This window comes from Streptomyces sp. L2 (genome assembly GCF_004124325.1).
Lineage (GTDB): Bacteria > Actinomycetota > Actinomycetes > Streptomycetales > Streptomycetaceae > Streptomyces.
Genome location: NZ_QBDT01000001.1, coordinates 1,978,167 through 2,001,548, shown reverse-complemented (window position 1 = coordinate 2,001,548; position 23,382 = coordinate 1,978,167). Strand labels below are relative to the sequence as shown.

The following is a 23,382-nucleotide window of genomic DNA, read 5'->3' as shown; positions in this document are numbered from 1 at the left end:
AGCGGCAGATGGCCGGTGCGCGGAGGAACGCGCCACCGCGCGAGGAGGTCCTCGCGGCGGCCATGGACATGATCGCCGCGCGCGGTCTGGAGAAGCTCACCATGGCCGGGCTCGGCCGTGAGGTCGGCATGAGCAGCGGCCATCTGCTGTACTACTTCCGCTCCAAGGACGAGCTGCTGCTGCAGACCCTGGAGTGGAGCGAGGGCCGGCTCGGGGCCGAGCGGGGGCGCCTGCTCACCCGTGCCGAACCGGCGCGGGAGCGGCTGGAGGCCTACGTCGAGCTGTACGTCCCCGACGGGCACCGGGATCCGCACTGGACGCTGTGGCTGGAGGTCTGGAACCGGTCGCAGAACGCGGACGAGGACGCGCGGGGGCGGCAGGCCGCGATCGAGGGGGCCTGGCACCGGGATCTCGTAGCCCTCGTCGCGGAGGGCGTATCGCGAGGCGAGTTCCGCCCCGTCGACCCCGACCGCTTCGCCACGAGGCTGCGCGCGCTGCTCGACGGATTCTCCATCCACGTCGCGATCGGGCTGCGCGGCACGGACCGGGCGCAGGTGCTGGCCCACGTCCGTGAGTTCGTCACCGAGTCGCTCGGAGCGCGGTAGACCTCGCGGTCCGTGCGACGGGTGCGCGCCCGTCGTGGCTCGTCGTGCAGTTCCCCGCGCCCCTAAAGGGGCGCTGCCCCCTAGCTGCGGGCATGCGTGCCTCCCCCAGTGCCTTAAGGGCCTGGGGGGACCCCCAGGGCGGCACGGGTGGGCGCAGCGGCACCCGGACAGCGCCGGTAAGCGACACCCGCCCCGCCCAGCGGCAGCGCGCGGCAGCCGATCGGCGCCGGTGAGCAGGCCTCCGTCCACTGGAGTGACCGGAATCTGAGACAGGCGGTGAGCGGAGGCGCCCCCTGTGCCAAAATGCGACCGTGCTCTCGTTCGCCATGATTATGGGCAGCAGGCGCGCCGGTCCGCAGTGACCACCCCGCACGACCAGGTGCGGGTGGCCACCGTCGTCCTCGACCCGCGCGCAGACCTCTCGCACCCGCGAGGGGTTTTTCTCGTTTTACGGCCCACCTGAAGCCGGAGGCGGAGCGCGAGGGACCATTGGGGGGACGGTGGAGCCGGGCATTCCGGTAAGACCGAAGATCCACAACAGGAGCCTTGAGACCATGACCGAGACGGCATCCAACGAGCTCGACGACTCGTTCCACGTCTTCGACACCACGCTGCGCGACGGCGCCCAGCGCGAGGGCATCAACCTCACCGTCGCGGACAAGCTCGCCATCGCACGGCACCTGGACGACTTCGGCGTCGGCTTCATCGAGGGCGGCTGGCCCGGCGCGAACCCCCGCGACACCGAGTTCTTCGCCCGCGCCCAGAAGGAGATCGACTTCCGGCACGCCCAGCTCGTCGCGTTCGGCGCCACCCGCCGGGCCGGGGCCAAGGCGTCCGAGGACCCGCAGGTCAACGCGCTGCTGGAGTCCGGCGCCCCGGTGATCACCCTGGTCGCCAAGTCCCACGACCGGCACGTGGAACTGGCGCTGCGCACCACACTCGACGAGAACCTGGAGATGGTCCGGGACACCGTGTCGTACCTGCGCGCGCAGGGCCGGCGGGTGTTCGTCGACTGCGAGCACTTCTTCGACGGCTACCGCGCGAACCCGGACTACGCGAAGGCGGTGGTCCGGGCCGCCTCCGAGGCGGGCGCCGACGTGGTCGTGCTGTGCGACACCAACGGCGGCATGCTGCCCGCGCAGGTCCACGCCGTCGTCTCCACGGTCCTCGCCGACACCGGCGCCCGGCTCGGCATCCACGCCCAGGACGACACCGGCTGCGCGGTCGCCAACACCCTCGCCGCCGTCGACGGGGGAGCGACCCACGTGCAGTGCACGGCCAACGGCTACGGCGAGCGGGTCGGCAACGCCAACCTGTTCCCGGTCGTCGCCGCCCTGGAGCTGAAGTACGGCAAGCAGGTGCTGCCCGAGGGCCGGCTGCGCGAGATGACCCGGATCTCGCACGCCATCGCCGAGGTCGTGAACCTCACCCCCTCCACCCACCAGCCCTACGTCGGCGTCTCCGCGTTCGCCCACAAGGCCGGCCTGCACGCCTCCGCGATCAAGGTCGACCCGGACCTGTACCAGCACACCGACCCCGAGCTGGTCGGCAACACCATGCGGATGCTCGTCTCCGACATGGCCGGCCGGGCCTCCGTGGAGCTGAAGGGCAAGGAGCTCGGCATCGACCTCGGCGGCGACCGGGAACTGGTCGGCCGGGTCGTGGAACGCGTCAAGGAACGCGAACTCAAGGGCTACACCTACGAGGCCGCCGACGCCTCCTTCGAACTCCTGCTGCGCTCCGAGGTCGAGGGCCGGCCGCTGCGCTACTTCGAGGTCGAGTCCTGGCGGGCCATCGTCGAGGACCGGCCCGACGGCAGCCACGCCAACGAGGCCACCGTCAAGCTGTGGGCCAAGAGCGAGCGGATCGTCGCCACGGCGGAGGGCAACGGCCCGGTCAACGCCCTCGACCGGGCCCTCAGGGTCGCCCTGGAGAAGATCTACCCCCAGCTGGCCAAGCTGGAGCTGGTCGACTACAAGGTCCGCATCCTGGAGGGCGTCCACGGCACCGAGTCCACCACCCGCGTCCTGATCTCCACCTCCGACGGCGCCGCCGAGTGGTCCACCGTCGGCGTGGCGGAAAACGTCATCGCCGCCTCCTGGCAGTCCCTGGAGGACGCCTACACCTACGGCCTCCTCCGCGCGGGCGTGGAACCGGCCGCGTAGGCACGGGTAGGGGCGGTACGGTCCGCCCCCGGGCCTGGCGGGCCGGGGCGGCCGTTCTCCCGGCTCAGCCGGGCGCGCGCCAGATGTTGTCGAACGCCGCGTTCTCGATCTCCCGGCGCTGCCGTACCGCCGTCAGCTCCGTCACCGCGTCGCCGACGGCGGCCAGCACGGTCACGACCGCCTCGTCCAGGAACTCCTCGTCGGCCTGTTCCGCGCCGCCCTCGATGCCCAGGGCCTCCCCGAGAGCGGCGAGGACCGGCTCCCGCGACTCCCAGCGGTCCCCGGCGTGGCGCCGGGCCGCGCCGTCGGCTGCCCCGGCGCCCTCAGCGGGCCGCGGCCGGCGCGGGAACCAGGGGCTGCGCCCGCCGGCGGGCCGGCCCTCCTCCGCCAGGGCGTCGGCGTAGGCCGCCGCCAGCCCCTCGCCCCGGCGCCACAGCCAGTCCTCGGCCCTCTCGTACGGCTCCTCCCGGACGAGCGCCGACACCGCCCCGTCCAGCATCCGGTCGCCCAGGGCGAGCGGCGGCCCCGGCACGATCCGCTCACCCTCCAGGCGAACGGCACGCGCCCCGAGCAGGTCGACCAGCTCGGCCCCGGCGAGCGCCAGCGACAGCTCACCCCGCTCGACCGGCCGGTCGCCAAAGCCGCCCGTACCGACGATGTACAGATCCCGCGCGGTGTCCATGAGCACTCCCCGGTCGGTCCTGAACGGTCTTCCTACGCCCCATGAAGCGCGCGAAGCGGGTCCGGGGCAAGGCGACGCTACCCGAGACGCCACTTCTGGTTCGCGGCCCCCGTGCAGCTCCAGATCTGGGCCCGCGCCCCGTTCGCCGACGACCTGTCCGTGACGTCGAGGCACTTGTCCGATGCGGTGTTCACGACGTCACCCGTGGCCGCGTCGTACGACCACCGCTGCGCACCGGTGCCGTTGCAGTCGTAGAGCTGGACCTTCGCCCCGTCGGCGGTCGATCCGGACGTCACGTCCAGGCACTTGCCGAGCGCCTGGACCGAGCCGTCGCCGGCGACCGTCCACCGCTGGGCCGCGCTGCCGTTGCAGTCCCAGAGCTGCACCGCCGTACCGTTCGCGCTCGAACCGCCGGCCACGTCCAGGCACTTGGCGGCCAGGCCGACGAGGGAACCGGTGCGGGCGCCGCCGCCCGACTGGGTGCCGGACCAGGTGAAGGTGGCGGAGGTCCGGGCCGGGAGGGAGTAAGTGGCGTGCTGTGAGCCCCAGTTGATGGTGACCGTCCGTGCCGAGGACGAACCGTTGTAGGCGATCAGCGCCTTGCTGCCGTCGGGGTTGCGCCACGCCACGTTCGGCACGGTGCTCGACGCGGTGGAGGCGATCCGCTGCGCGCCGGGCCGGACGAACTTCGTCAGCTGCCCCATGTCGTAGTACTCGACGGTGTAGTCCACCTGCCCGCTGCGGTCGTCCCCGTCGTGCACGGTGATCAGCCCGCTGCACGTGCCGCAGCCCCCGTTGTGCGGCCCCCTGTCCTGGTCCACGGCGAGCGACCACTTGGTCACCGACTTCGCCCAGTTCCGGGTGTAGTCGATGATGTTGGTCATGTCCTCGTGCTGCTGGTCGGCGATCCAGGTGCCGCCCGAGTGCTCGGTGCCGAAGGCGTCCAGGCCGGGGTACTGGTCGTGCACAGAGGTCTGCTTGGTGACGTCGCCGCCGTAGCCGTGCCAGGCGATGCCGCCGAAGTTGGGGTGGTCGCGCACGGCGGGGTCGTTCACGGTCTGGGCGGCGTAGGAGTCGTAGGTGTCCCAGTTCCAGTCGTGCGCCAGCACCTTCGTCGTCAGGCCGGCCGACTGGAGCTTCGGCAGCAGCTCGCTCTTCGTGAAGTAGGCCAGCCCGTTGGCGTTCCAGCTCATCGAGGGGTAGCCCGAGCAGCAGGTCGGCTCGTTCTGCGCGGTGACGTAGGAGACGTGGACGCCCTGGTTCTCGTACGCCTGGAGGTACTTCACGAAGTAGTCGGCGTACGCGCCGTAGTCCTCCGCCTTCAGCCAGCCCCCGTTGAGCGAGCCGCTGTCCTTCATCCAGGCCGGCGCCGTCCACGGCGAGGCCATCACCGTCAGCTTCGGGTTCAGCTGGAGCGCCTGCCGGGTCAGCGGGACGACGTCCGCGAGGTCGTGCGCGAGGGAGAACCTCGACAGCGAGGCGTCGGTCTGCCCGGCGGGGACGTCGTCGTAGGTGTAGCCGTAGCGCGCGAGGTCCGAGGCGCCCATCGGGTTGCGCAGGAACGACAGCCCGATCCCGTCCGTCGGCGAGAACAGTCTGCGCATGGTCGCGTCCCGGGTCGACTGCGACAGCGCGCCGCTGCTGTTCATCAGCCACGCGGCGGTGTCCGTGAAGGACGCGCCGCCCCCGGTGAAGGTCTGGTACCGGGTGTTCTCGTCGACGGTGATGTTCTCGCCGCCGCCCCCGGTACCGGACTGGAAGGCGAACGGCGCCTGTGCCTGCAGCCCGCGCGTGACATGGCGTCCGGCGGAGTCGTCGGTGGTGGTGAGCCAGGCGGTGACCTGCTCGCCGGAGGCGTGCGCGGGCACGGCCGCCGCCGTGACGCCCGCCGAACAGAGCAGTCCGGCCAGCAGCAGCCGGACCGCTCGGGAGCCTCTGCTCATGGTGCAACCCTTCTCGTGGGGGACAACGCGTGTGTTGCCAGGGGTGCTTGGGCCGCGAGCCAGGAGTGCCGCCGTCTTGACGGGGATACGGGGCACCCGTTAACTCATGGCGTGAGCTAAGCCATGAGTGAACCACGAGTGCCAAGGGAAGGTCCATGCGAAGAACCGCCCTGCTCGCCTCCGCCGCCCTGCTGACCGCGCTGGTCCCGCTGTCCACGGCGACCACCGCCGCCGGCGCCGGCGACCCCCCGCCCGTCCCCGTCGACCGCTTCGAGGGCGAGGTCCCGTTCGCCGCCCAGCCCGCCGAGGGCATCTTCACCTGGGGCGGCGACGCCGACGACCCGCCCGCCCTCCAGCTGACCGCGCGCTCCGACGCCCCCGAGGGTGCCAAGGTCCTCAGCGGCACCTACGACATCAGCGGCTACGGCGGCTTCACCCACGACTACGCCGCCGCCGGGCCCGCCCACGACTGGTCCGCCCACCAGGGGATCCGCTTCTGGTGGGACGGCCAGGACAACGGCAAGAAGATCGCCTTCGAGATCAAGGACGGTGGCGCGAACGGCGAGGCCTCCGAGCTCTGGACGACCTCCTTCACCGACGACTTCACCGGCTGGAAGCGGATCGAGATCCCCTTCGCCGACTTCGCCTACCGCACCGACTACCAGCCCGTCGGGGGCATCGACCACGTCCTCGGCCTCACGCGGATGTGGGGCTACGCCGTCACCCTCCCGCCCGGCGTCAAGGGTCACTTCGCCATGGACGACGTCGAGTTGTACGGCCGCGCCGACCAATCCCTGCGCGCCTCCGTCACCACCGACGCCCCCGTCTACCCGGTGCGCGAGGGCGGCACCGCGAGCGTCCGGGTCGCCGTCGCCACCACCGGCGCCGAGCCCCTGACCGACCCGGTCACCGTCACCTACACGACGACGGGCGGCACCGCCGACCCCGGCACGGACTACGCACCCGTCTCCGGCACCCTCACCTTCCCGGCCGGCACGCCGTCCGGCGCCGCCCGGACCGTCAAGGTGCCCACGCGGAAGGACCGTTTTGCCGAACCCGCCGAGACGATCCCGCTCAAGCTGACCGTGACCGGCGCCAAGGCCCCCGCCGAGACCCCGCAGATCGTCGTCGACGCCCACGGACTGCCGTACCTGAACGCCGAGTTGCCGGTGAAGCAGCGCGTGAAGGACCTCCTCTCCCGCATGTCCCTGGCCGAGAAGGCCGGCCAGATGACCCAGGCCGAGCGGGGCGCCCTGACGAACCCGGGCGACATCGCCGGCTACGACCTCGGCTCCCTGCTCTCCGGCGGAGGCTCCACGCCCACGCCCAACACCCCCGCCGCCTGGGCCAGGATGATCGACGGCTTCCAGCTCCGCGCGCAGGCGACCCGCTTCCAGATCCCGCTGATCTACGGCGTCGACGCGGTCCACGGACACAACAACCTGGTCGGCGCCACGATCATGCCCCACAACATCGGCCTCGGCGCCACCCGCGACCCCGCGCTCGCCGAGCGCACCGGCGCGGTCACCGCCGCCGAGGTCCGGGCCACCGGCATCCCCTGGGACTTCGCGCCCTGCCTCTGCGTCAGCCGCGACGAACGCTGGGGCCGCTCCTACGAGTCCTTCGGCGAGGACCCGGCCCTCGTCCAGTCCATGGAGACCGTCGTCCAGGGCCTCCAGGGCCGCGCGAACGGCAGCGACCTGGACCGCGCCGACAAGGTCCTCGCCACCGCCAAGCACTTCGTCGGCGACGGCGGCACCGCCTACGGATCCTCCACGACGGGCACGTACACCATCGACCAGGGAGTCACCACCGTCACCCGGAAGCAGTTGGAGGACATCCACCTGGCGCCGTTCCGGACGGCGGTCGAACGCGGCATCGGCACGGTCATGCCCTCGTACTCATCCCTCGACATCACCGGCGACGGCCTCGGACCGGTCAAGATGCACGCGCGCGGCGACATGATCAACGGCGTGCTCAAAGACCGTATGGGCTTCGACGGCTTCGTCATCAGCGACTGGAACGCCATCGACCAACTGCCCGGCGACTACGCCGCCCACGTGCGGACGGCGGTCGACGCGGGCGTCGACATGATGATGGTGCCGTACACCTACAAGGACTTCACCCAGACCCTGACCGACGAGGTGAAGGCCGGCCGGATCAGCGGGAAGCGGATCGACGACGCCGTCTCCCGCATCCTCACCCAGAAGTTCCGGCTCGGCCTCTTCGAGCACCCCTACGCCGACACCAGCGGCGCCTCCCGCATCGGCTCCCCGGCCCACCGCGCCGTCGCCCGGCAGGCCGCCGCCGAGTCGCAGGTGCTGCTGAAGAACGACGGCGGCGTACTGCCCCTGAGGAAGAGCGAGAAGGTGTACGTCGCCGGGTCGAACGCCGACGACATCGGCAACCAGAGCGGCGGCTGGACGGTGACCTGGCAGGGCTCCTCCGGCGCCGTAACCCCCGGCACCACCATCCTCCAGGGCATGCGCGAGGCCGGCGGGAACGTCACCTACTCCAAGGACGCCTCCGCCCCGACCGACGGCTACGACGTCGGCGTGGTCGTCGTCGGGGAGACGCCGTACGCGGAGGGCGTCGGCGACGTCGGCAACGGCCACGACCTGAACCTGTCCGCCGCCGACCGGGCCGCCGTGGACAAGGTGTGCGCGGCGATGAAGTGCGCGGTGCTGGTCGTCTCCGGCCGCCCCCAGCTGATCGGCGGCCAACTGGGTGAGATCGACGCCCTGGTGGCCTCCTGGCTGCCCGGCACCGAGGGCGAGGGCGTCGCCGACGTCCTCTACGGCAAGCGGCCCTTCACCGGCCGGCTGCCCGTCACCTGGCCCCGCTCCGAGACCCAGTTGCCCATCAACGTGGGCGACGCGTCGTACGACCCGCAGTACCCGTACGGCTGGGGCCTGACGACCGGCACCCACGCCCCGCAGGGCGGCGCGGCCACCCTGCGGGCCCTCGCCCTGGCGGCCTCGGCGGCCGAACGGGCGGGCGCCGACCGGGCCGGGCAGGCGCTCGTGGCCCGCGCCCGGCTGATCGTCCAGCAGCGGGCCGGACAGCACATCACGCAGGCGTTCGCGAAGCCGTTCGCGGACGCCGAGCACCTGCTGCTGACCGGACGCTACGGAAAGGCGGTGCGGAAGCTGACGGAGGCCTACCGGGCGGCCTGACCGGCACCGCCGTAGATCGGCGTGAATGACCGTATTGAGCGGGCTTCGGGTAGCGTCGAAGGATGAAGGCCGTCGCGCGGACCCGAAGCCTGCCGGCACTGCTGCTGGCCGCCCTGGCGCTCGTCGTCATGACCGCCCTCGCCCCCGGAGCACGGGCGGTCACCGGCGTCTCCACGATCGCCGGCGCCCTGCGCCAGAGCCCGGTGTACGTCGATCCGTCCGCCTCCGGCCAGCTGTCGAAGGCGGACGCCGATGCCCTCGCCAAGCACATCAAGGACGCGGACAAACCCCTGTTCGTGGCGGTGCTGCCGGCCGGCTATCCCACGCAGAACCTGTTCCGCGACCTGCGCACCGCGACCGGCGTCACCGGCCTGTACGCCGTCCGCCTCGGCGACCGCTTCGACGCCCGCGCCGATGCCCAGGTGCTGCCGCGCACGGCCGTGCAGAACCTCGTCACCAGCGTCCAGGGGGAGAGCGCCAAGACCCAGCTCACGGACTTCACCGACCGCGCCCTGACCAACATGGGCGGCCACGCCCCCTCGTCCTGGGGCTCCTCCGGCAGCGGCGGGGGGACGCCCACGGGCGCGCTGATCGCGGCCGGGGTGGTCGTGGTGGCGTGCGGCGCCGGCGCCTACGGCCTGGTCCGGCGCAACCGCCGCTGGCACCAGGCGGAGCAGCGGGCCTCACTGGACCGGCTGCGGGTGGTCGTCGACGAGGACATCACCGCGTTCGGCGAGGAACTGGACCGCCTGGACTTCAACCCATCCGAGGCGGGCGCCGACGACGCCATGCGCGGCGACTACGGGCGGGCGCTGGACGCCTACGAGAACGCCAAGCGGTACATGGCCGAGGCGCGCAGGCCCGAGGACGTCCGCGCGGTCACCGAGGCGCTGGAGGACGGCCGTTTCTGCCTCGCCGTGCTGGCCGCCCGCCGCGAGGGCCGGCCCCTCCCGGAGCGCCGGCCGCCCTGCTTCTTCGACCCCCGGCACGGCCCGTCGGTGACCGACGCGGCCTGGACCCCGCCCGCCGGCGCCACGCGCGAGGTCCCGGTCTGCGCGGCCGACGCGACCCGGCTGGCCGACGGCCGCGACCCGGTCGTCCGCGAGGTCGACACCGACCACGGCCGCCGCCCCTACTGGGACGCCGGCCCGGCCTACGGCCCCTGGGCGGGCGGCTACTTCGGCGGCGGCATCCTGCCCGGCCTGCTCGTCGGCACGATGCTCGGCGGCATGATGGCCACCCCGACCTACGCGGCCGACTACGGCGCCGGGTACGGCGACTTCGGCGGGGGTGACCTCGGCGGCGGCTACGACGGCGGCGACATGTCCGGCTCGGACTTCGACCCCGGGGACTTCGGGGGCGGCTTCGGCGACGGGGGCGGCTTCGACGGCGGCGGCTTCGGGGACGGCGGGGGAGGCGGCGGCGACTTCGGCGGCGGCTTCTGAGGCCCCGGCGGCTTCCGAGGTCCCTCGTCTGCCTCGCCCGGAGCGCGTGTCCGGCATCGCGGGGTGACGGTGGAGCGGCAGGAATTCTCCCACGGAGGCACCCCATGCCCGTTCACCACGACCTCGACAAGGCGCTGGACAAGCAGTACGAGAACATGTCCGTCACGGAGATCCTCGACGCGCCGGTGGCCGCGCTCGCGGGCGTGACCGACGCGCACGGCGAGGCACTGGCCGCGCTGAAGATCAAGACGGTGGGCGACCTGGGCCGCAACAAGCACGTCCGCCTCGCGGTGGCGCTGGCGGACCTGCACGACCGCACCCACTGAGGCGCCGGCCGTGCTCCGGGGCTTCAAGAACTTCCTGATGCGCGGCGACGTCGTCATCGTCGCCGTCGGCCTGATCGTCGCCCTCGCCTTCAGCACGCTGATCAAGGCGTTCACCGACTTCGTGATCAACCCGCTCATCGCCCGCGCCCAGGGCGGCAAATCGGTGGGCCTCGGCTGGCAGCTCGGCCACGCCGGCAACAAGGCGACCTACCTGGACATCGGCTCGTTCATCTCGGCGGTGATCTACTTCATCATCTTCATGGCGGTCGTGTACTTCCTGATCGTGCTGCCGTACAAGCACTACCAGTCCCGCCGGGGCGTCACGGTCTTCGGCGACCCGGCTCCCCTGAAGGTCTGTCCGGCGTGTCTCTCGGAGGACCTCCCGGCCGCCGCGTCCAAGTGCCGCCACTGCGGCACGGACCAGCCCAGCTGACCCGGCCCCGGCCCCGGCCCCGGCCCGCCGACGACGGCGGGCCGACCGGCGTGGGCGGGCTCAGGCGTTCCGGATCGCCGAGATGTCGAACCGCAGCTTGATCTTGTCGGAGACCAGGACGCCGCCCGTCTCCAGTGCCGCGTTCCAGCTCAGGCCCCACTCGGAGCGGAGGATCTCCGCCTTGCCCTCGAAGCCGACGCGCTCGTTGCCGAAGGGGTCCTTGGCCAGGCCGTTGAACTCCAGGTCGATGGTGACGGGCTTGGTCACGCCGAGGATGGAGAGGTCACCGGTGATGCGGTAGTCGTCGCCGCCGAGGGACTCCGCCCGGGTGGAGCGGAACGTCATCACCGGGAACTCGTCCGTCTTGAAGAAGTCGGCCGACTTCAGGTGGCCGTCCCGGTCCGCGTTGCCGGTGTCGATGCTGTCCATCTTGACGTCGATCGTGGCGGTGGAGGCGGCGGGGTTCGCCTCGTCCAGGTGCAGCGAGCCGGAGAAGTCCTGGAACCCGCCCTTGACGTTGGTGACCATCGCGTGCCGGACCACGAAGCCGATCGTGGTGTGCGCGGGGTCGATCGAGTAGTCGCCGGTCAGGGTGCTCATGATGTCTCCTTGATTGTTTAAGGTTCAACGAACACGACACCTCGACCATAGACCCATTCTGTTCAACTTTCAACATCCAACGCCGGGGTATTCGCGTACGAACCGGGCGTCGTCGTGCGCGCCTCTGGCGGACGCGCGTAGACCTCGGGCATCATTTCGCTGCACCACCTGCACAGCCGACCCACAGGAAGCACGGCCGAAGCAGGAAGGTCCCCCATGAAGGTCCGCTCCGCCCTCACCGCGCTCGCCCTCGTCGTCGCCCCAGGTGCCGCCGTCCTCGGCACCGCCACCGACGCGTTCGCCGTCACCAAGATCAGCCACTCCACCGCCACCGGCATGTTCCGCACCGTCGGCATCACCTGGTCGTCCTCCGGCGGCTGCTCCGACCGCTACAACTCCACCTGCACGTCCTTCGAGCAGCTCAACCTCGCCACCGCCCAGGGCGCCCAGACCCTGAAGCGGGCCAGCGGCTGCGCCCTGAACATCACCGGCGGCACCGAGGTCGGCCACGCCTCGGGCACGTACTCCCACTGGAACGGCTACAAACTCGACTACGGCAAGAACACCTGCGTCACCGGCTACATCAGGAACTACTTCGGCTACATCGGCCTGCGCGGCGACGGCGCCCCGCAGTACCGGTCCGGCTCCGGCAACATCTACGCCGACGAGGGCAACCACTGGGACGTCCTCTACTACAACTGCGGCGGCTGCTGAGCCCCGTGGGCCCCGCCGTCCGGCCCACCCGCCGCGCGCTGCTGGCCGCTGCCCTGGCGGCCGGCCTCGCGCCCACCGCCGCCGAGGCGGCCACCGGCCCCACCCCTGGCACGGACCCGGACCTCGGCGCCTACGACACCCTGCGCCGCCGCTGGCTCGACATCGCCCTCGGCACCGGCTACGACCCCACCGTGGAGCCGTACGCCTCCCGGCTCGCCGGCCTCGGACAGCGGGCGGCCGAGTACAGGGCCGGCATGGTTCCGGCCGCCGGCTCCCTCTGGCCGGGCCACCCCTTCGACCCGCCCTCCGGTATCACCTTCAGCTACGGCCGCCTGTGGACCATGGCACAGGCCCACGTCCAGCCCGGTACCGGATCGACCGGCGACCCCGGTCTGCTGGCCGACGTGCTGCGCGGCCTCGACCACCTCTCCGCGACCGTCTACAACCCCGCCACCACCCGCTACGGCAACTGGTGGGAATGGCAGATCGGCAGCCCGCGCCTGCTCATGGACATCACGGCCGCGCTGTACGACCACCTCGGGGACGCCCGGATCGCCGCCGCCTGCGCGGCCGTCGACCACTTCGTCCCCGACACCATGCTGACCGACTACTCCGGCACCTCCACCGGCGCCAACCGCGTCGACCTGTGCCGCTCGGTCGCCCTGCGCGGCATCCTCGGCCGGTCCGCGCAGAAGACCGTCCTCGCCCGCGACGCCCTCTCACCGGTCTTCCCCCACGTCGCGGAGGGCGACGGGCTCTACGCCGACGGCTCCTTCGTCCAGCACACCTGGGTCGCCTACTCCGGCACCTACGGCCAGGTCCTGCTCGACGGCCTCGGACGGCTGTTCACCCTGCTCGCCGGATCGCCGTGGGAGATCACCGACCCGGCCCGGCAGAACATCCTGGACAGCGTCGAGCACGCCTACGCGCCCCTCGTCCACGACGGGCTGGTGATGGACTGCGTCAACGGCCGTGCCATCAGCCGGGGTTGCCTGCGCGGCGACGACCTGCACGTGATGCGCGGCGACCACTACCACGGGCAGGCGCTCATCGCCGCCGTCGCCCTGCTGGCCGGCGGCGCGAGCGAGGCGGAACGGGAGCGGTGGCACGGGCTGGTCAAGGGCTGGGCCGAACGGGACACCGTCACCCCGCTGCTGACGGCCCCGCAGTTCGACGTGGCCGACCTGGCCCGGCTGAACACCGCCGCCGAGTCCGCCGTACCCGCGGCGGCCGAGCCCCTCGGCCACCGGCTGTTCCCGGCCATGGACCGGGCCGTCCACCGCGGCCCCCGCTTCACCGCGGCGCTCGCCATGGCGAGCGACCGCATCGCCCACTACGAGTGCGGCAACGGCGAGAACCCGCGCGGCTGGCACACCGGGTCCGGCATGCTCTCCTGGTGGCCGCGCGGGACCAGCGACCAGTACACCGACTGGTACTGGCCGACCGTGGAGTGGTACCGGCTGCCCGGCACCACCGTGTCGACCAGGCGGCTGCCCGACCGGGCCGGCGGTGAGTGGGGCGCCCCGAAACCGGACGTCCGGTGGGTCGGCGGCACCACCGACGGCACCTGCGCGGCCGTCGGCCAGCACCTGAAGGGGCTCGGCTCCACCCTGGACGCCCGCAAGTCCTGGTTCTTCCTCGACGACGCGATCGTGTGCCTCGGCGCCGGGATCACCTGCGCGGACGGCGTCCCGGTCGAGACGGTCGTGGACAACCGCAACCTCGGGGAGTCCGGCGAGCAGGCCTTCGTACGGGGCCTGGACTGGGCCCACCTGGAGGGCCACGGCGGCTGGATCGTCCGCGACGGCGGCACCCTGCACACCCTGCGCCAGGACCGCACCGGAGCCTGGTCCGACATCAACACGGGCAGTACGGCCGAGCGGTGCACCCGGCGCTGGCAGACCCTCTGGCTCGACCACGGCACGGACCCGTCCGGCGCGGCCTACGTCTACGTCCTCCTGCCCGGCGCCGGTCCCCGCGAGGTCGCCGTGCGTGCCGCCGACCGCCACTGGCCGCTCGTCCTCGCCAACGACTCCACCGCCCAGGCCGTCGCCGCCCCCGCCTCCGGGCTGACCGCCGCCACCTTCTGGCAGGCCGGTACGGCGGGTCCGCTGACCGCGTCGGCGGGCGCGAGCGTGCTCGTCCGGCGCCGGGGCCGGACCGCTACCCTCTGCGTGAGCGAGCCACCCCGTACGGGAACGCCGCTGGAGATCGTCTGGGACCACCCCGTGCACTCGGTCGTCCGGGCCGACGACACCGTCCGCGTCCTCTCCACGGGCCGCCGTCTGCGGGTACGTGTCACTCCGGGGAGGGCATGTGCGACCCACGAATGCGTGGTGACCCTCGGGTGACGTCTTTGTCGAACCCCCACAACGCCGGAGCCCTCCGAGCAGTCGGAACGGCTGCATGCCGCCAAGGTTCTGTTCAGGGGTACCAGGAAAACGGCCCCGAGACTGTACGGAGTCGACGGCCCCCTTTCCTTGGTGCGCTTCGTAAGGTCACTACATGACCGTTTTGGAAGAGACGACGGGTGAGCCGACGGGCGAGCCGGGCGACGAGCCGACGGACGCGCGCGGGCGGGTCGCCGAGCTGCACGGGATCCGTGCACAGGCCGTGGCGGGCCCCAGCGAGAAGGCGACCGAGGCCCAGCACGCCAAGGGCAAGCTGACGGCCCGGGAGCGCATCGAGCTGCTCCTGGACCCGGGTTCCTTCCAGGAGGTCGAGCAGCTGCGCCGGCACCGGGCGACCGGGTTCGGCCTGGAGGCGAAGAAGCCGTACACCGACGGTGTGATCACAGGCTGGGGCACGGTCGAGGGCCGTACCGTCTTCGTGTACGCGCACGACTTCCGGATCTTCGGCGGGGCGCTGGGCGAGGCCCACGCCACCAAGATCCACAAGATCATGGACATGGCCATCGCGGCCGGCGCGCCCCTGGTCTCCCTGAACGACGGCGCCGGCGCCCGCATCCAGGAGGGCGTCTCCGCCCTCGCCGGGTACGGCGGCATCTTCCAGCGCAACACGAAGGCGTCCGGTGTCATCCCGCAGATCAGCGTGATGCTCGGCCCGTGCGCGGGCGGCGCGGCCTACAGCCCCGCCCTCACCGACTTCGTGTTCATGGTCCGCGAGACCTCCCAGATGTTCATCACCGGCCCGGACGTCGTCAAGGCGGTCACCGGCGAGGAGATCTCCCAGAACGGCCTCGGCGGCGCGGACGTGCACGCCGAGACCTCGGGCGTCTGCCACTTCGCGTACGACGACGAGGAGACGTGCATCGCCGAGGTGCGCTACCTCCTGTCGCTGCTCCCGCAGAACAACCGGGAGAACCCGCCGCGGGTGGACTGCTCCGACCCCGTCGACCGCCCGTCCGGGACCCTGCTGGACCTGGTCCCGGCCGACGGCAACCGGCCGTACGACATGGTCAAGGTCGTCGAGGAGATCGTCGACGACGGCGAGTACCTGGAGGTCCACGAGCGCTGGGCGCGGAACATCATCTGCGCGCTGGCCCGCCTCGACGGCCAGGTCGTCGGCATCATCGCCAACCAGCCGCAGGTGCTGGCCGGTGTCCTCGACATCGAGGCCAGCGAGAAGGCCGCGCGCTTCGTTCAGATGTGCGACGCCTTCAACATCCCGATCGTCACCCTTTTGGACGTACCCGGGTTCCTGCCCGGCGTCGACCAGGAGCATGGTGGGATCATCCGCCACGGCGCGAAGCTCCTCTACGCCTACTGCAACGCGACCGTTCCGCGGATCTCGCTGATCCTGCGCAAGGCGTACGGCGGCGCGTACATCGTGATGGACAGCCAGTCCATCGGCGCCGACCTGACCTACGCGTGGCCGACCAACGAGATCGCCGTGATGGGCGCCGAGGGCGCGGCCAACGTCATCTTCCGGCGGCAGATCGCCGGGGCCGAGGACCCCGAGGCGATGCGGCAGAAGATGGTCAAGGAGTACAAGGCCGAGCTGATGCACCCGTACTACGCGGCCGAGCGCGGTCTGGTCGACGACGTGATCGACCCGGCCGAGACGCGTGAGGTGCTGGTGAAGTCGCTGGCGATGCTGCACTCCAAGCACGCCGATCTGCCCTCGCGCAAGCACGGCAACCCCCCGCAGTAACGTCGTCCACGGAGACCTGGAGCTATGAGCACTGACATTCGTGTCGAGAAGGGCCAGGCCGGGCCCGAGGAAGTCGCTGCCATCACGGCGGTGTTGTTGGCTCGGGCGGCGGCTGCGCCCGAGCCTGTGCGGCGGGTACGGCCGCGAGCCGGGTGGCGGCGGCTGGAGCGTGAGCCGGGGTTCCGGGCGCCTCACAGCTGGCGCTGAGCATGCGACGAAGGGTCCTTCTCCTTGGAGAGGGGCCCTTTTTTCTCGCCCCCGCCGCCCCTACCCTTCCCGTCCCTGGGGGCGAGCCCCCAGACCCCCATATGCGCAGTTCCCCGCGCCCCTGAAGGGGCGCGGGGCTGTGTCGACATGCGGCTCCGCCGCGTGGGCGCGAGAAGTCTCGACGGTCCGCAGACGGGCGATTACCGGAGGCGGGCCATCAGCGCGTGCTCGACCAGGGTGATCAGTGCGGACTTGGCGTCGGCGCGGTGGCGGGCGTCGGTGGTGATGATCGGGGTGTCGGGGCCGATCTGGAGCGCCTCGCGGACCTCGTCGGGCTGGTACGGCTGGTTGCCGTCGAAGCCGTTGAGGGCGATGACGAAGGGGAGGCCGCTGTTCTCGAAGTAGTCGACGGCGGGGAAGCAGTCGGCGAGGCGGCGGGTGTCGACGAGGACGACGGCGCCGATGGCGCCGCGGACGAGGTCGTCCCACATGAACCAGAAGCGGTCCTGTCCGGGGGTGCCGAACAGGTAGAGGATGAGGTCCTGGTCGAGGGTGATGCGGCCGAAGTCCATGGCGACCGTGGTGGTCGTCTTGTCGCCGGTGTGGGTGAGGTCGTCGATGCCGGCCGACGCGGACGTCATGACGGCCTCTGTGCGCAGCGGGTTGATCTCCGAGACGGCGCCGACGAACGTGGTCTTGCCCACGCCGAAGCCGCCGGCCACCACGATCTTCGCGGAGGTGGTGGAGCGACTCTGAGAAACCGGCCCTCCGCTAGAGCTTGCGAAGTCCACTGAGCACCCTTTCGAGCAGTGTCACGTCTGGCTGGCCACCGGCGTTCTCGTCTCCGCCGGGCTGATGGATGGCGACCAGGCCCGCCTCCGCCAAGTCGGCGACGAGGATCCTGGCCACGCCGAGAGGGATCGTCAGCAGGGCCGAGATCTCGGCCACCGACTTGATTTCCCGGCAGAGGTTGCAGATCCGCTGATGCTCGGGCAGCTGGCCCTGCATCTGGTGCGGCTGCGCGGTGGTGTGCACCAGCGCCTCGATGGCGAGCTGGTAGCGCGGGCGGGTCCGGCCGCCGGTCATGGCGTACGGACGCACCAGGGGGTTGTTCGCCGCCGCGGGCGCCGGCTCGGGACGGCGCTGGGGCTGCACCGGCTGGATGCGCGGGGCCGGCGGCTGGTCGTAGGGCGAGGGCCCCGGGCCCTGGGGCAGGTAGGGCCGCCGGTGGCGCGGGGTGGAGGGAAAGTCGTAGTTCGCCGAGCCGTCGCCCTGGCCCTGGGCAGGGCCGTACGACCAGTTGCCCGAAGACGAACCGCCTGGGGGTGTTGCCACTTTCTCCTCCTCCGACTGCGCCGGGCACCCGTCCCTGTGGTGCCGCGTCCCGAAACCTTACGGCCCCGGGACGCGAAACCGCACCGTCTGACTGTTAGTTGAGAAGGCTCCCCTGGAGCTCCGCGCGCAGATCCGGGGTGAGAACGGTGCCCGCACGGTCCACCAGAAGGGCCATTTCGTACCCGATGAGGCCGATGTCCGCCTCGGGATGGGCCAGCACCGCCAGCGAGGAACCGTCGGAGATGGACATGATGAAGAGGAATCCCCGCTCCATCTCCACGACCGTCTGGTTCACGCTGCCGCCCTCGAAGATACGGGAGGCGCCTGCCGTCAGTGACGTCAGACCGGAGGCGACGGCCGCGAGCTGGTCCGCGCGGTCCCGGGGGAACCCTTCGGACATCGCGAGAAGGAGTCCGTCGGCGGAGACCACCACCGTGTGGGACACCCCCGGGGTGTTGTCCACGAAGTTGGTGATCAACCAGTTCAGGTTCTGTGCCGCCTGGCTCATCGGGCTCACACTAACGCTCCTGGTTGTAGGTGCTGTCAGGACCACTGTGCTGATTCGTAGTGGCCTGGCCGTTCGTTTCACTGCCTGCGTTGCGTCCGCGCTGGACGCCCCGACGCAGGTTGCTCAGCCTGCCCCGGACGTCCTCCGGGGCGCGGGAGACCTGGGGGCCGCCCTGGGGGGTGCTCTCGGCGGTGCCCTCGACCAGGTTGGCCTTGGGTACCCGCCGCGGCAGGCCGGAGGCGGTGACCCCGCCTGCCTTGGGCCTCCGGAGCTGTGCGGCCTGCTCCCAGCGGTCGTCGTTCGCCGAACGCCAGCTGCTGTCGCCGTCGGTCCCGGAGGCGGGAGCCGGAGCCGGCGTTTCCCGCTGCACGCGTGCCGTGCCGTTCGCGCCGTGGGAACCGCTCGCGACGGAGCCGCGGCGCGGCAGCCCGGCGTCGGTCAGCTCGTGGGCGGCGGGAGAGGCCGGTCCCGGACGGTCGAAGCCTACGCGGTCCGGCTCGCTCACGTCAGCGGCCTGCGAGGATTCCGCTTCCGGAGCGTACGGGGCCGGGTAGCCGTTCTGGTAGCCGTTCTGCTGGGGCCAGTCGTCCTGGTAGGACGGCTCCTCCTGGGCTCCGAACCCGTCGGACGCCCCGGCGTGGACGGCCGTGGACTCCTCCTGGGCCGGTTCCGCATGGCCCTGGCCCTGGTAGCCGGCGTTCGGCGCGTAGTACTGCTCGTCGTAGGGCTTGTCGTAGGAGGTGCCGTAGGGCTGCTCCTCGTACGACTCCTGGTACGCGGCCTGCTGCTGCTCCTCGTACGGCTGCTGCGGCTGCTCCGGGTATCCCGTCGGGACGTCGTAGCCGCTGTCGTAGCCCTGCGGGGCCTCGAACCGGTCCGGGTAGCCGACCTGTTCGTCGGCCGCCGGCTGCTGCTGAGCGGACTGCGGGTCCTGGGACTGCGCCTCCAGGGCGGCCCGGCGCTCCTCGCGCATCAGCGAACGGCCGACCGGGTCCAGCTCACGGATGTCGTCGGGGACCTCCGCGTACCGGCTGTCGTCGAAGCCCAGCTCGGCGGCGGTGCGCAGGGGCTCCTGCCGGCCGAAGTTCTCGCCCTGGAACTGCTGCTCCGGGATGATCTGGGAGACGGTGAACTCCTCGCGGTCCAGCGGGACCTCGCCGCCGCCACCGTGGGTGATCGCGTCCGGGAGCATGACCAGGGAGGTCGTGCCGGCCTGCTCGCCCGAGGGGCGCAGCTGGACCCGGATGCCGTGCCGGTCGGACAGCCGGCCGACCACGAACAGGCCCATGCGCTGCGAGATCGCGGCGTCCACGGTCGGCGGGTTGGCCAGCTTGTGGTTGATGTCCGCGAAGTCCTCGGCGGTCAGGCCGATGCCCTTGTCATGGATCTCGATCATGACGCGGCCGTCGGGCAGCCGGGTCGCGGTGACGCGGACCTTGGTCTGCGGGGAGGAGAACGTGGTGGCGTTCTCCAGCAGCTCGGCGAGCAGGTGCACGAGGTCGGTGACCGCGCGGCCGTGGATCTCGGCCTCGGGGACGCCGGACAGCTCGATGCGCTCGTACTGCTCCACCTCGGAGGAGGCGGCGCGGACGACGTCGATCAGCGGGACCGGCTGGTCCCAGCGGCGGCCGGGCTCCTCGCCGGCGAGGACGAGGAGGTTCTCGCCGTTGCGCCGCATACGGGTGGCCAGGTGGTCCAGGCGGAAGAGGTTCTCCAGCTGGTCCGGGTCGGCCTCGTTGTTCTCCAGGTCGGTGATCAGGGTCAGCTGGCCCTCGATCAGCGACTGGTTGCGACGCGAGAGGTTGGTGAAGATCGCGTTGATGTTGCCCCGCAGCAGGGCCTGCTCGGCGGCCAGCCGGACGGCCTCGCGGTGGACCTGGTCGAAGGCCCGGGCGACCTCGCCGATCTCGTCCCTGGTGTTGATGGGGATGGGTTCGACACGGGTGTCGACCCGGCCGGGGTCGGTGCGGGAGAGCTGGTCGACCAGCATCGGCAGGCGCTGCTCGGCGATGCCGAAGGCGGCGTTGCGCAGCTGGCGCATGGAGCGGCTCATCTGCCGGGCCACGGCACCGGCCAGGATGAACGCGAGCAGCAGGGCGAAGACGACGACCGCGCCGGTGGTGATCGCGGAGGTCTTGGCGTCGTCGGCGATGCCGGAGGCCTCGTTCACCGCCTTGTCGGCGAGATCCGACTCGATCTGGCGGTAGCCCTTGTACTTCAGCGTGTTGACCGCCCACCAGTTCTGCGCCGTGATGCCCTTGGCGGCGAGCGCCTGCCGGGCGAGCGGGCTAGTGTCGGGCAGCGTGGCCAGCGCGGTGACCATCTTCGTCGGGTCGGACGGCGGCGGGACGTAGCTGGGGTCCTGCTGCTTGGCCTGCGCCGCCATCGCGGCGCCGTCCTTCTTCATCTTCGCCTGCGCCTGGGCCAGCACGGCCGCGTCGGCTGCGGTGCCACCGCCCTTGTACTCCTCGATGGCGATGCGCTCCAGGTACGCGTAACTGGAGAGCGACACCCGCTGGGTCGCCAGGTTCGGGGCGTCCGGGCCGGGCTTGACCAGGATGTGCATGCCGATCGAGCGTTCCAGGGACAGCGCGGCCTTGGTGAGCGAGATGGCGTAGACGGTACGGCCGTAGGAGGTGATGTTGCCGGTGCCCAGACCGAGTTCGTTGGCGAACTCCATCAGGGGGTGGTTGATGTCGACGTAGCCCTCTTCGGTCTGCACACCGGTGAGCTTGCTGGTGTACGCGACCTGGCGGAGCTGCTGCAGCTTGGGCTCGACCTTGCGGAACAGCGCCAGCCGGCGCTCCAGGCCCGACTTGTGCGGCATGTTCTGCGCGGCGGCGTCGAAGGCGTCGGCGGCCGCGTCCGTCTGCTTGCGGGCGGCCGTGACGGTCGCCTTGTCCTTGTGCAGGAGCAGCGGGGCCGCGCTGACGTCGCGCTCGTTGTCGAGGGCGTCGGCGTAGGTGAGGGCGGCACGGACCAGGCGGGCGGTGCTCTCGGCGTCCCGCGCCTCCTGCCAGGTGTCGATCGAGCCCTTCACCTGGAAGCCGCCCATGACGAGGCCGACCAGCACGGGTATGAGCAGGATCGCGTTCAGCCGGGTCGGCACCCGCCAGTTGCGCGGGGAGAACCGGCCGCCGCTCGGCGGGGGAGTGGCCGCGGACTCCGTACGGGGCACGGGGGAGGGCGCCGCAGCGCGCGGCGGCGGGGTGAAGTTGCCCCGTGCCGACGGCTCGGGACCGTTCTTGCTTCGCCTCACTCGACCAACAACCTCTCGGCGGTCGGCACCTACGTCGTGCCGCAGTCTCTCAGAGCCCGGTTCGTCCAAGACCACTGAGGAGTACGTCTTTGACTACTGGGCAGTTCAGGCATTCCAGCACGTCATCCAGCGCTCTTCCAAACAGTGGAAGAGCCGGGGCGACGCTCTTGTAGGGCCCAGATAAAACGGTCATAAAGAGCGAGCCCCGGCAAAAGGCGGGCCGGATGTGAGCGCAGCGGCACTGATCGGACGCGATCGGTGGCCACCCCACCCGATTCCTCTGCCGAAACGTTATGAACACCGGAGCCGACCGTGTCAAAAGCCACAGCCGGCTCCGTTGCGGTTACGACAACTGCCGTAGCGCGTCTCGCTTCCGCGTGCTACCGCAGCCGCGCCATGAGGGCGTGTTCGACCAGGGTGATCAGCGCGCTCTTGGCGTCGGCGCGGTGGCGGGCGTCGGTGGTGATGATCGGGGTGTCGGGGCCGATCTGCAGGGCCTCGCGCACCTCCTCCGGCTGGTACGGCTGCTGTCCGTCGAAGCCGTTCAGCGCCACCACGAAGGGGAGTCCGCTGTTCTCGAAGTAGTCGACGGCGGGGAAGCAGTCGGCGAGGCGGCGGGTGTCGACGAGGACGACGGCGCCGATGGCGCCGCGGACGAGGTCGTCCCACATGAACCAGAAGCGGTCCTGTCCGGGGGTGCCGAACAGGTAGAGGATGAGGTCCTGGTCGAGGGTGATGCGGCCGAAATCCATGGCGACCGTGGTGGTCGTCTTGTCGCCGGTGTGGGTGAGGTCGTCGATGCCGGCCGACGCGGACGTCATGACGGCCTCTGTGCGCAGCGGGTTGATCTCCGAGACGGCGCCGACGAACGTGGTCTTGCCCACGCCGAAGCCGCCCGCCACCACGATCTTCGCGGAGGTGGTGGCCCGGCCCGCGTCAGAGCTTGCGAAGTCCACTGAGCACCCTTTCGAGCAGCGTCACGTCCGGAGCGCCGCCGTTGTTCTCGTCGCCACCCGGCTGGTGGATGGCGACCAGGCCGGCCTCGGCGAGGTCGGCGACCAGGATCCGGGCCACACCGAGCGGCATGGCCAGCAGCGCGGAGACCTCCGCGACCGACTTGACCTCCCGGCACAGGTGGCAGATGCGCTGGTGCTCCGGGAGCAGGCCCATGAGCGCTGCCGGGTCGGCCGTGGTGCTGATCAGCGCCTCGATGGCGAGCTGATAGCGGGGCCGCGTCCGGCCGCCGGTCATCGCGTAGGGACGTACCAGCGGCTGGTCGCCCTCGTCCCCGTACGGCTCCGCGTACGGATCATGATGGGCGGTGGGCGGCGGGGTCATGAATCCTCCGGGCGGGACAGCAGTTAGGTCAGTCGTGCCGTCTGACGGGGCCGGTGGGGGGATTGTGGCGGCCGGACGGTGGTTTGGTGAGACAGGTGGTGCCGGGGCCGATCAGTGGAGCAGACTGCCTTGGAGTTCGGCGCGCAGGTCCGGGGTGAGTACCGCACCCGCGCGGTCGACCAGCAGTGCCATCTCATAGCCGACGAGGCCGATGTCGCACTCAGGGTGGGCCAGGACCGCGAGGGACGACCCGTCCGAGACGGACATCAGGAAGAGGAACCCGCGCTCCATCTCGACGACCGTCTGCGCCACGTTGCCGCCCTCGAAGATCCGGGACGCCCCGGCCGTCAGCGAGGTGAGCCCGGACGCGACGGCCGCCAGCTGGTCGGCACGGTCCCGCGGGAATCCTTCGGACATCGCCAGCAGAAGACCGTCGGCGGACACGACGACGGTGTGGGACACCCCGGGGGTGTTGTCCACGAAGTTGGTGATCAACCAGTTCAGGTTCTGTGCCGCCTGGCTCATCGGACTCA

At 71.3% G+C, this 23,382-nt stretch carries 20 protein-coding genes; 10 read left to right on the top strand and 10 right to left on the bottom strand.

Annotated features, from left to right (window positions below):
* Positions 1–8: 8 nt before the first annotated feature.
* A complete protein-coding gene (locus DBP14_RS08315; protein WP_129306379.1) occupies positions 9–605 on the top strand; it encodes a TetR/AcrR family transcriptional regulator in 597 nt (198 codons plus the stop codon).
* Between the two features lie 554 nt (positions 606–1,159).
* On the top strand, positions 1,160–2,770 hold the full coding sequence (gene cimA, locus DBP14_RS08310) for a citramalate synthase (RefSeq protein ID WP_129306378.1): 1,611 nt from the start codon (positions 1,160–1,162) through the stop codon (positions 2,768–2,770).
* 64 nt (positions 2,771–2,834) lie between these two features.
* On the opposite strand, the gene DBP14_RS08305 is transcribed toward cimA, so the two are convergent.
* Together DBP14_RS08305 and DBP14_RS08300 are read right to left on the bottom strand one after the other, a co-directional pair.
* Positions 2,835–3,452 (bottom strand): GPP34 family phosphoprotein, encoded by a 618-nt coding sequence (locus DBP14_RS08305; RefSeq protein ID WP_129306377.1) that lies wholly within the window; start codon positions 3,450–3,452, stop codon positions 2,835–2,837.
* Positions 3,453–3,529: 77 nt separating this feature from the next.
* A complete protein-coding gene (locus DBP14_RS08300; RefSeq protein ID WP_129306376.1) occupies positions 3,530–5,395 on the bottom strand; it encodes a ricin-type beta-trefoil lectin domain protein in 1,866 nt (621 codons plus the stop codon).
* A gap of 155 nt (positions 5,396–5,550) precedes the next feature.
* On the opposite strand from DBP14_RS08300, the gene DBP14_RS08295 reads away from it, so the two are divergent.
* From DBP14_RS08295 to DBP14_RS08280, 4 genes are all read left to right on the top strand, one after another.
* Positions 5,551–8,571, top strand: coding sequence for a glycoside hydrolase family 3 N-terminal domain-containing protein (locus DBP14_RS08295; protein ID WP_129306375.1), 3,021 nt, complete (start codon positions 5,551–5,553; stop codon positions 8,569–8,571).
* A gap of 62 nt (positions 8,572–8,633) precedes the next feature.
* Complete coding sequence (locus DBP14_RS08290; protein ID WP_129306374.1) at positions 8,634–10,016, top strand: hypothetical protein; 1,383 nt, start codon at positions 8,634–8,636, stop codon at positions 10,014–10,016.
* 104 nt (positions 10,017–10,120) lie between these two features.
* Positions 10,121–10,342 (top strand): hypothetical protein, encoded by a 222-nt coding sequence (locus DBP14_RS08285; RefSeq protein WP_129306373.1) that lies wholly within the window; start codon positions 10,121–10,123, stop codon positions 10,340–10,342.
* 10 nt (positions 10,343–10,352) lie between these two features.
* A complete protein-coding gene (locus tag DBP14_RS08280) occupies positions 10,353–10,775 on the top strand; it encodes an MscL family protein (RefSeq protein WP_129306372.1) in 423 nt (140 codons plus the stop codon).
* Positions 10,776–10,835: 60 nt separating this feature from the next.
* Here DBP14_RS08280 and DBP14_RS08275 read toward each other — a convergent pair whose 3' ends face one another.
* On the bottom strand, positions 10,836–11,375 hold the full coding sequence (locus DBP14_RS08275; RefSeq protein ID WP_129306371.1) for a YceI family protein: 540 nt from the start codon (positions 11,373–11,375) through the stop codon (positions 10,836–10,838).
* Between the two features lie 216 nt (positions 11,376–11,591).
* Between DBP14_RS08275 and DBP14_RS08270 the strand changes: the two genes are divergently transcribed.
* The 4 genes from DBP14_RS08270 to DBP14_RS08255 all read left to right on the top strand — a co-directional run bounded on the left by DBP14_RS08270 (position 11,592) and on the right by DBP14_RS08255 (position 16,409).
* Positions 11,592–12,089 carry a hypothetical protein gene (locus tag DBP14_RS08270; protein WP_129306370.1) on the top strand — a complete coding sequence of 166 codons (498 nt, stop codon included), beginning with the start codon at positions 11,592–11,594 and terminating at the stop codon, positions 12,087–12,089.
* A gap of 5 nt (positions 12,090–12,094) precedes the next feature.
* The gene (locus DBP14_RS08265; RefSeq protein WP_164992277.1) at positions 12,095–14,440 is read left to right on the top strand and encodes a polysaccharide lyase 8 family protein; all 2,346 of its coding nucleotides are present in this window, start codon (positions 12,095–12,097) and stop codon (positions 14,438–14,440) included.
* A gap of 154 nt (positions 14,441–14,594) precedes the next feature.
* Positions 14,595–16,202: an acyl-CoA carboxylase subunit beta gene (locus DBP14_RS08260; RefSeq protein WP_129306369.1), complete on the top strand. Its 1,608-nt coding sequence runs from the start codon at positions 14,595–14,597 to the stop codon at positions 16,200–16,202.
* Positions 16,203–16,226: 24 nt separating this feature from the next.
* Positions 16,227–16,409, top strand: a complete 183-nt coding sequence (locus DBP14_RS08255; protein ID WP_129306368.1) for an acyl-CoA carboxylase subunit epsilon — start codon at positions 16,227–16,229, stop codon at positions 16,407–16,409.
* 200 nt (positions 16,410–16,609) lie between these two features.
* Here DBP14_RS08255 and DBP14_RS08250 read toward each other — a convergent pair whose 3' ends face one another.
* The 7 genes from DBP14_RS08250 to DBP14_RS08220 all read right to left on the bottom strand — a co-directional run bounded on the left by DBP14_RS08250 (position 16,610) and on the right by DBP14_RS08220 (position 23,374).
* Complete coding sequence (locus tag DBP14_RS08250; protein ID WP_129306367.1) at positions 16,610–17,200, bottom strand: ATP/GTP-binding protein; 591 nt, start codon at positions 17,198–17,200, stop codon at positions 16,610–16,612.
* Positions 17,181–17,744: a DUF742 domain-containing protein gene (locus DBP14_RS08245; RefSeq protein ID WP_129306366.1), complete on the bottom strand. Its 564-nt coding sequence runs from the start codon at positions 17,742–17,744 to the stop codon at positions 17,181–17,183. The genes DBP14_RS08250 and DBP14_RS08245 overlap by 20 nt, the downstream gene beginning before the upstream one ends.
* 94 nt (positions 17,745–17,838) lie before the next feature.
* A complete protein-coding gene (locus DBP14_RS08240; protein WP_004983065.1) occupies positions 17,839–18,252 on the bottom strand; it encodes a roadblock/LC7 domain-containing protein in 414 nt (137 codons plus the stop codon).
* Between the two features lie 10 nt (positions 18,253–18,262).
* Entirely contained in the window at positions 18,263–21,511 is a 3,249-nt protein-coding gene (locus DBP14_RS08235; RefSeq protein WP_206739228.1) for a nitrate- and nitrite sensing domain-containing protein, read from the bottom strand.
* Between the two features lie 380 nt (positions 21,512–21,891).
* Positions 21,892–22,467, bottom strand: coding sequence for an ATP/GTP-binding protein (locus DBP14_RS08230; protein WP_067004841.1), 576 nt, complete (start codon positions 22,465–22,467; stop codon positions 21,892–21,894).
* Positions 22,448–22,849 carry a DUF742 domain-containing protein gene (locus DBP14_RS08225; RefSeq protein ID WP_129306364.1) on the bottom strand — a complete coding sequence of 134 codons (402 nt, stop codon included), beginning with the start codon at positions 22,847–22,849 and terminating at the stop codon, positions 22,448–22,450. Before DBP14_RS08225 ends, DBP14_RS08230 begins: the two co-directional genes overlap by 20 nt.
* A 111-nt stretch (positions 22,850–22,960) precedes the next feature.
* Positions 22,961–23,374 (bottom strand): roadblock/LC7 domain-containing protein, encoded by a 414-nt coding sequence (locus DBP14_RS08220; RefSeq protein ID WP_003973453.1) that lies wholly within the window; start codon positions 23,372–23,374, stop codon positions 22,961–22,963.
* Between the last annotated feature and the right edge of the window lie 8 nt (positions 23,375–23,382).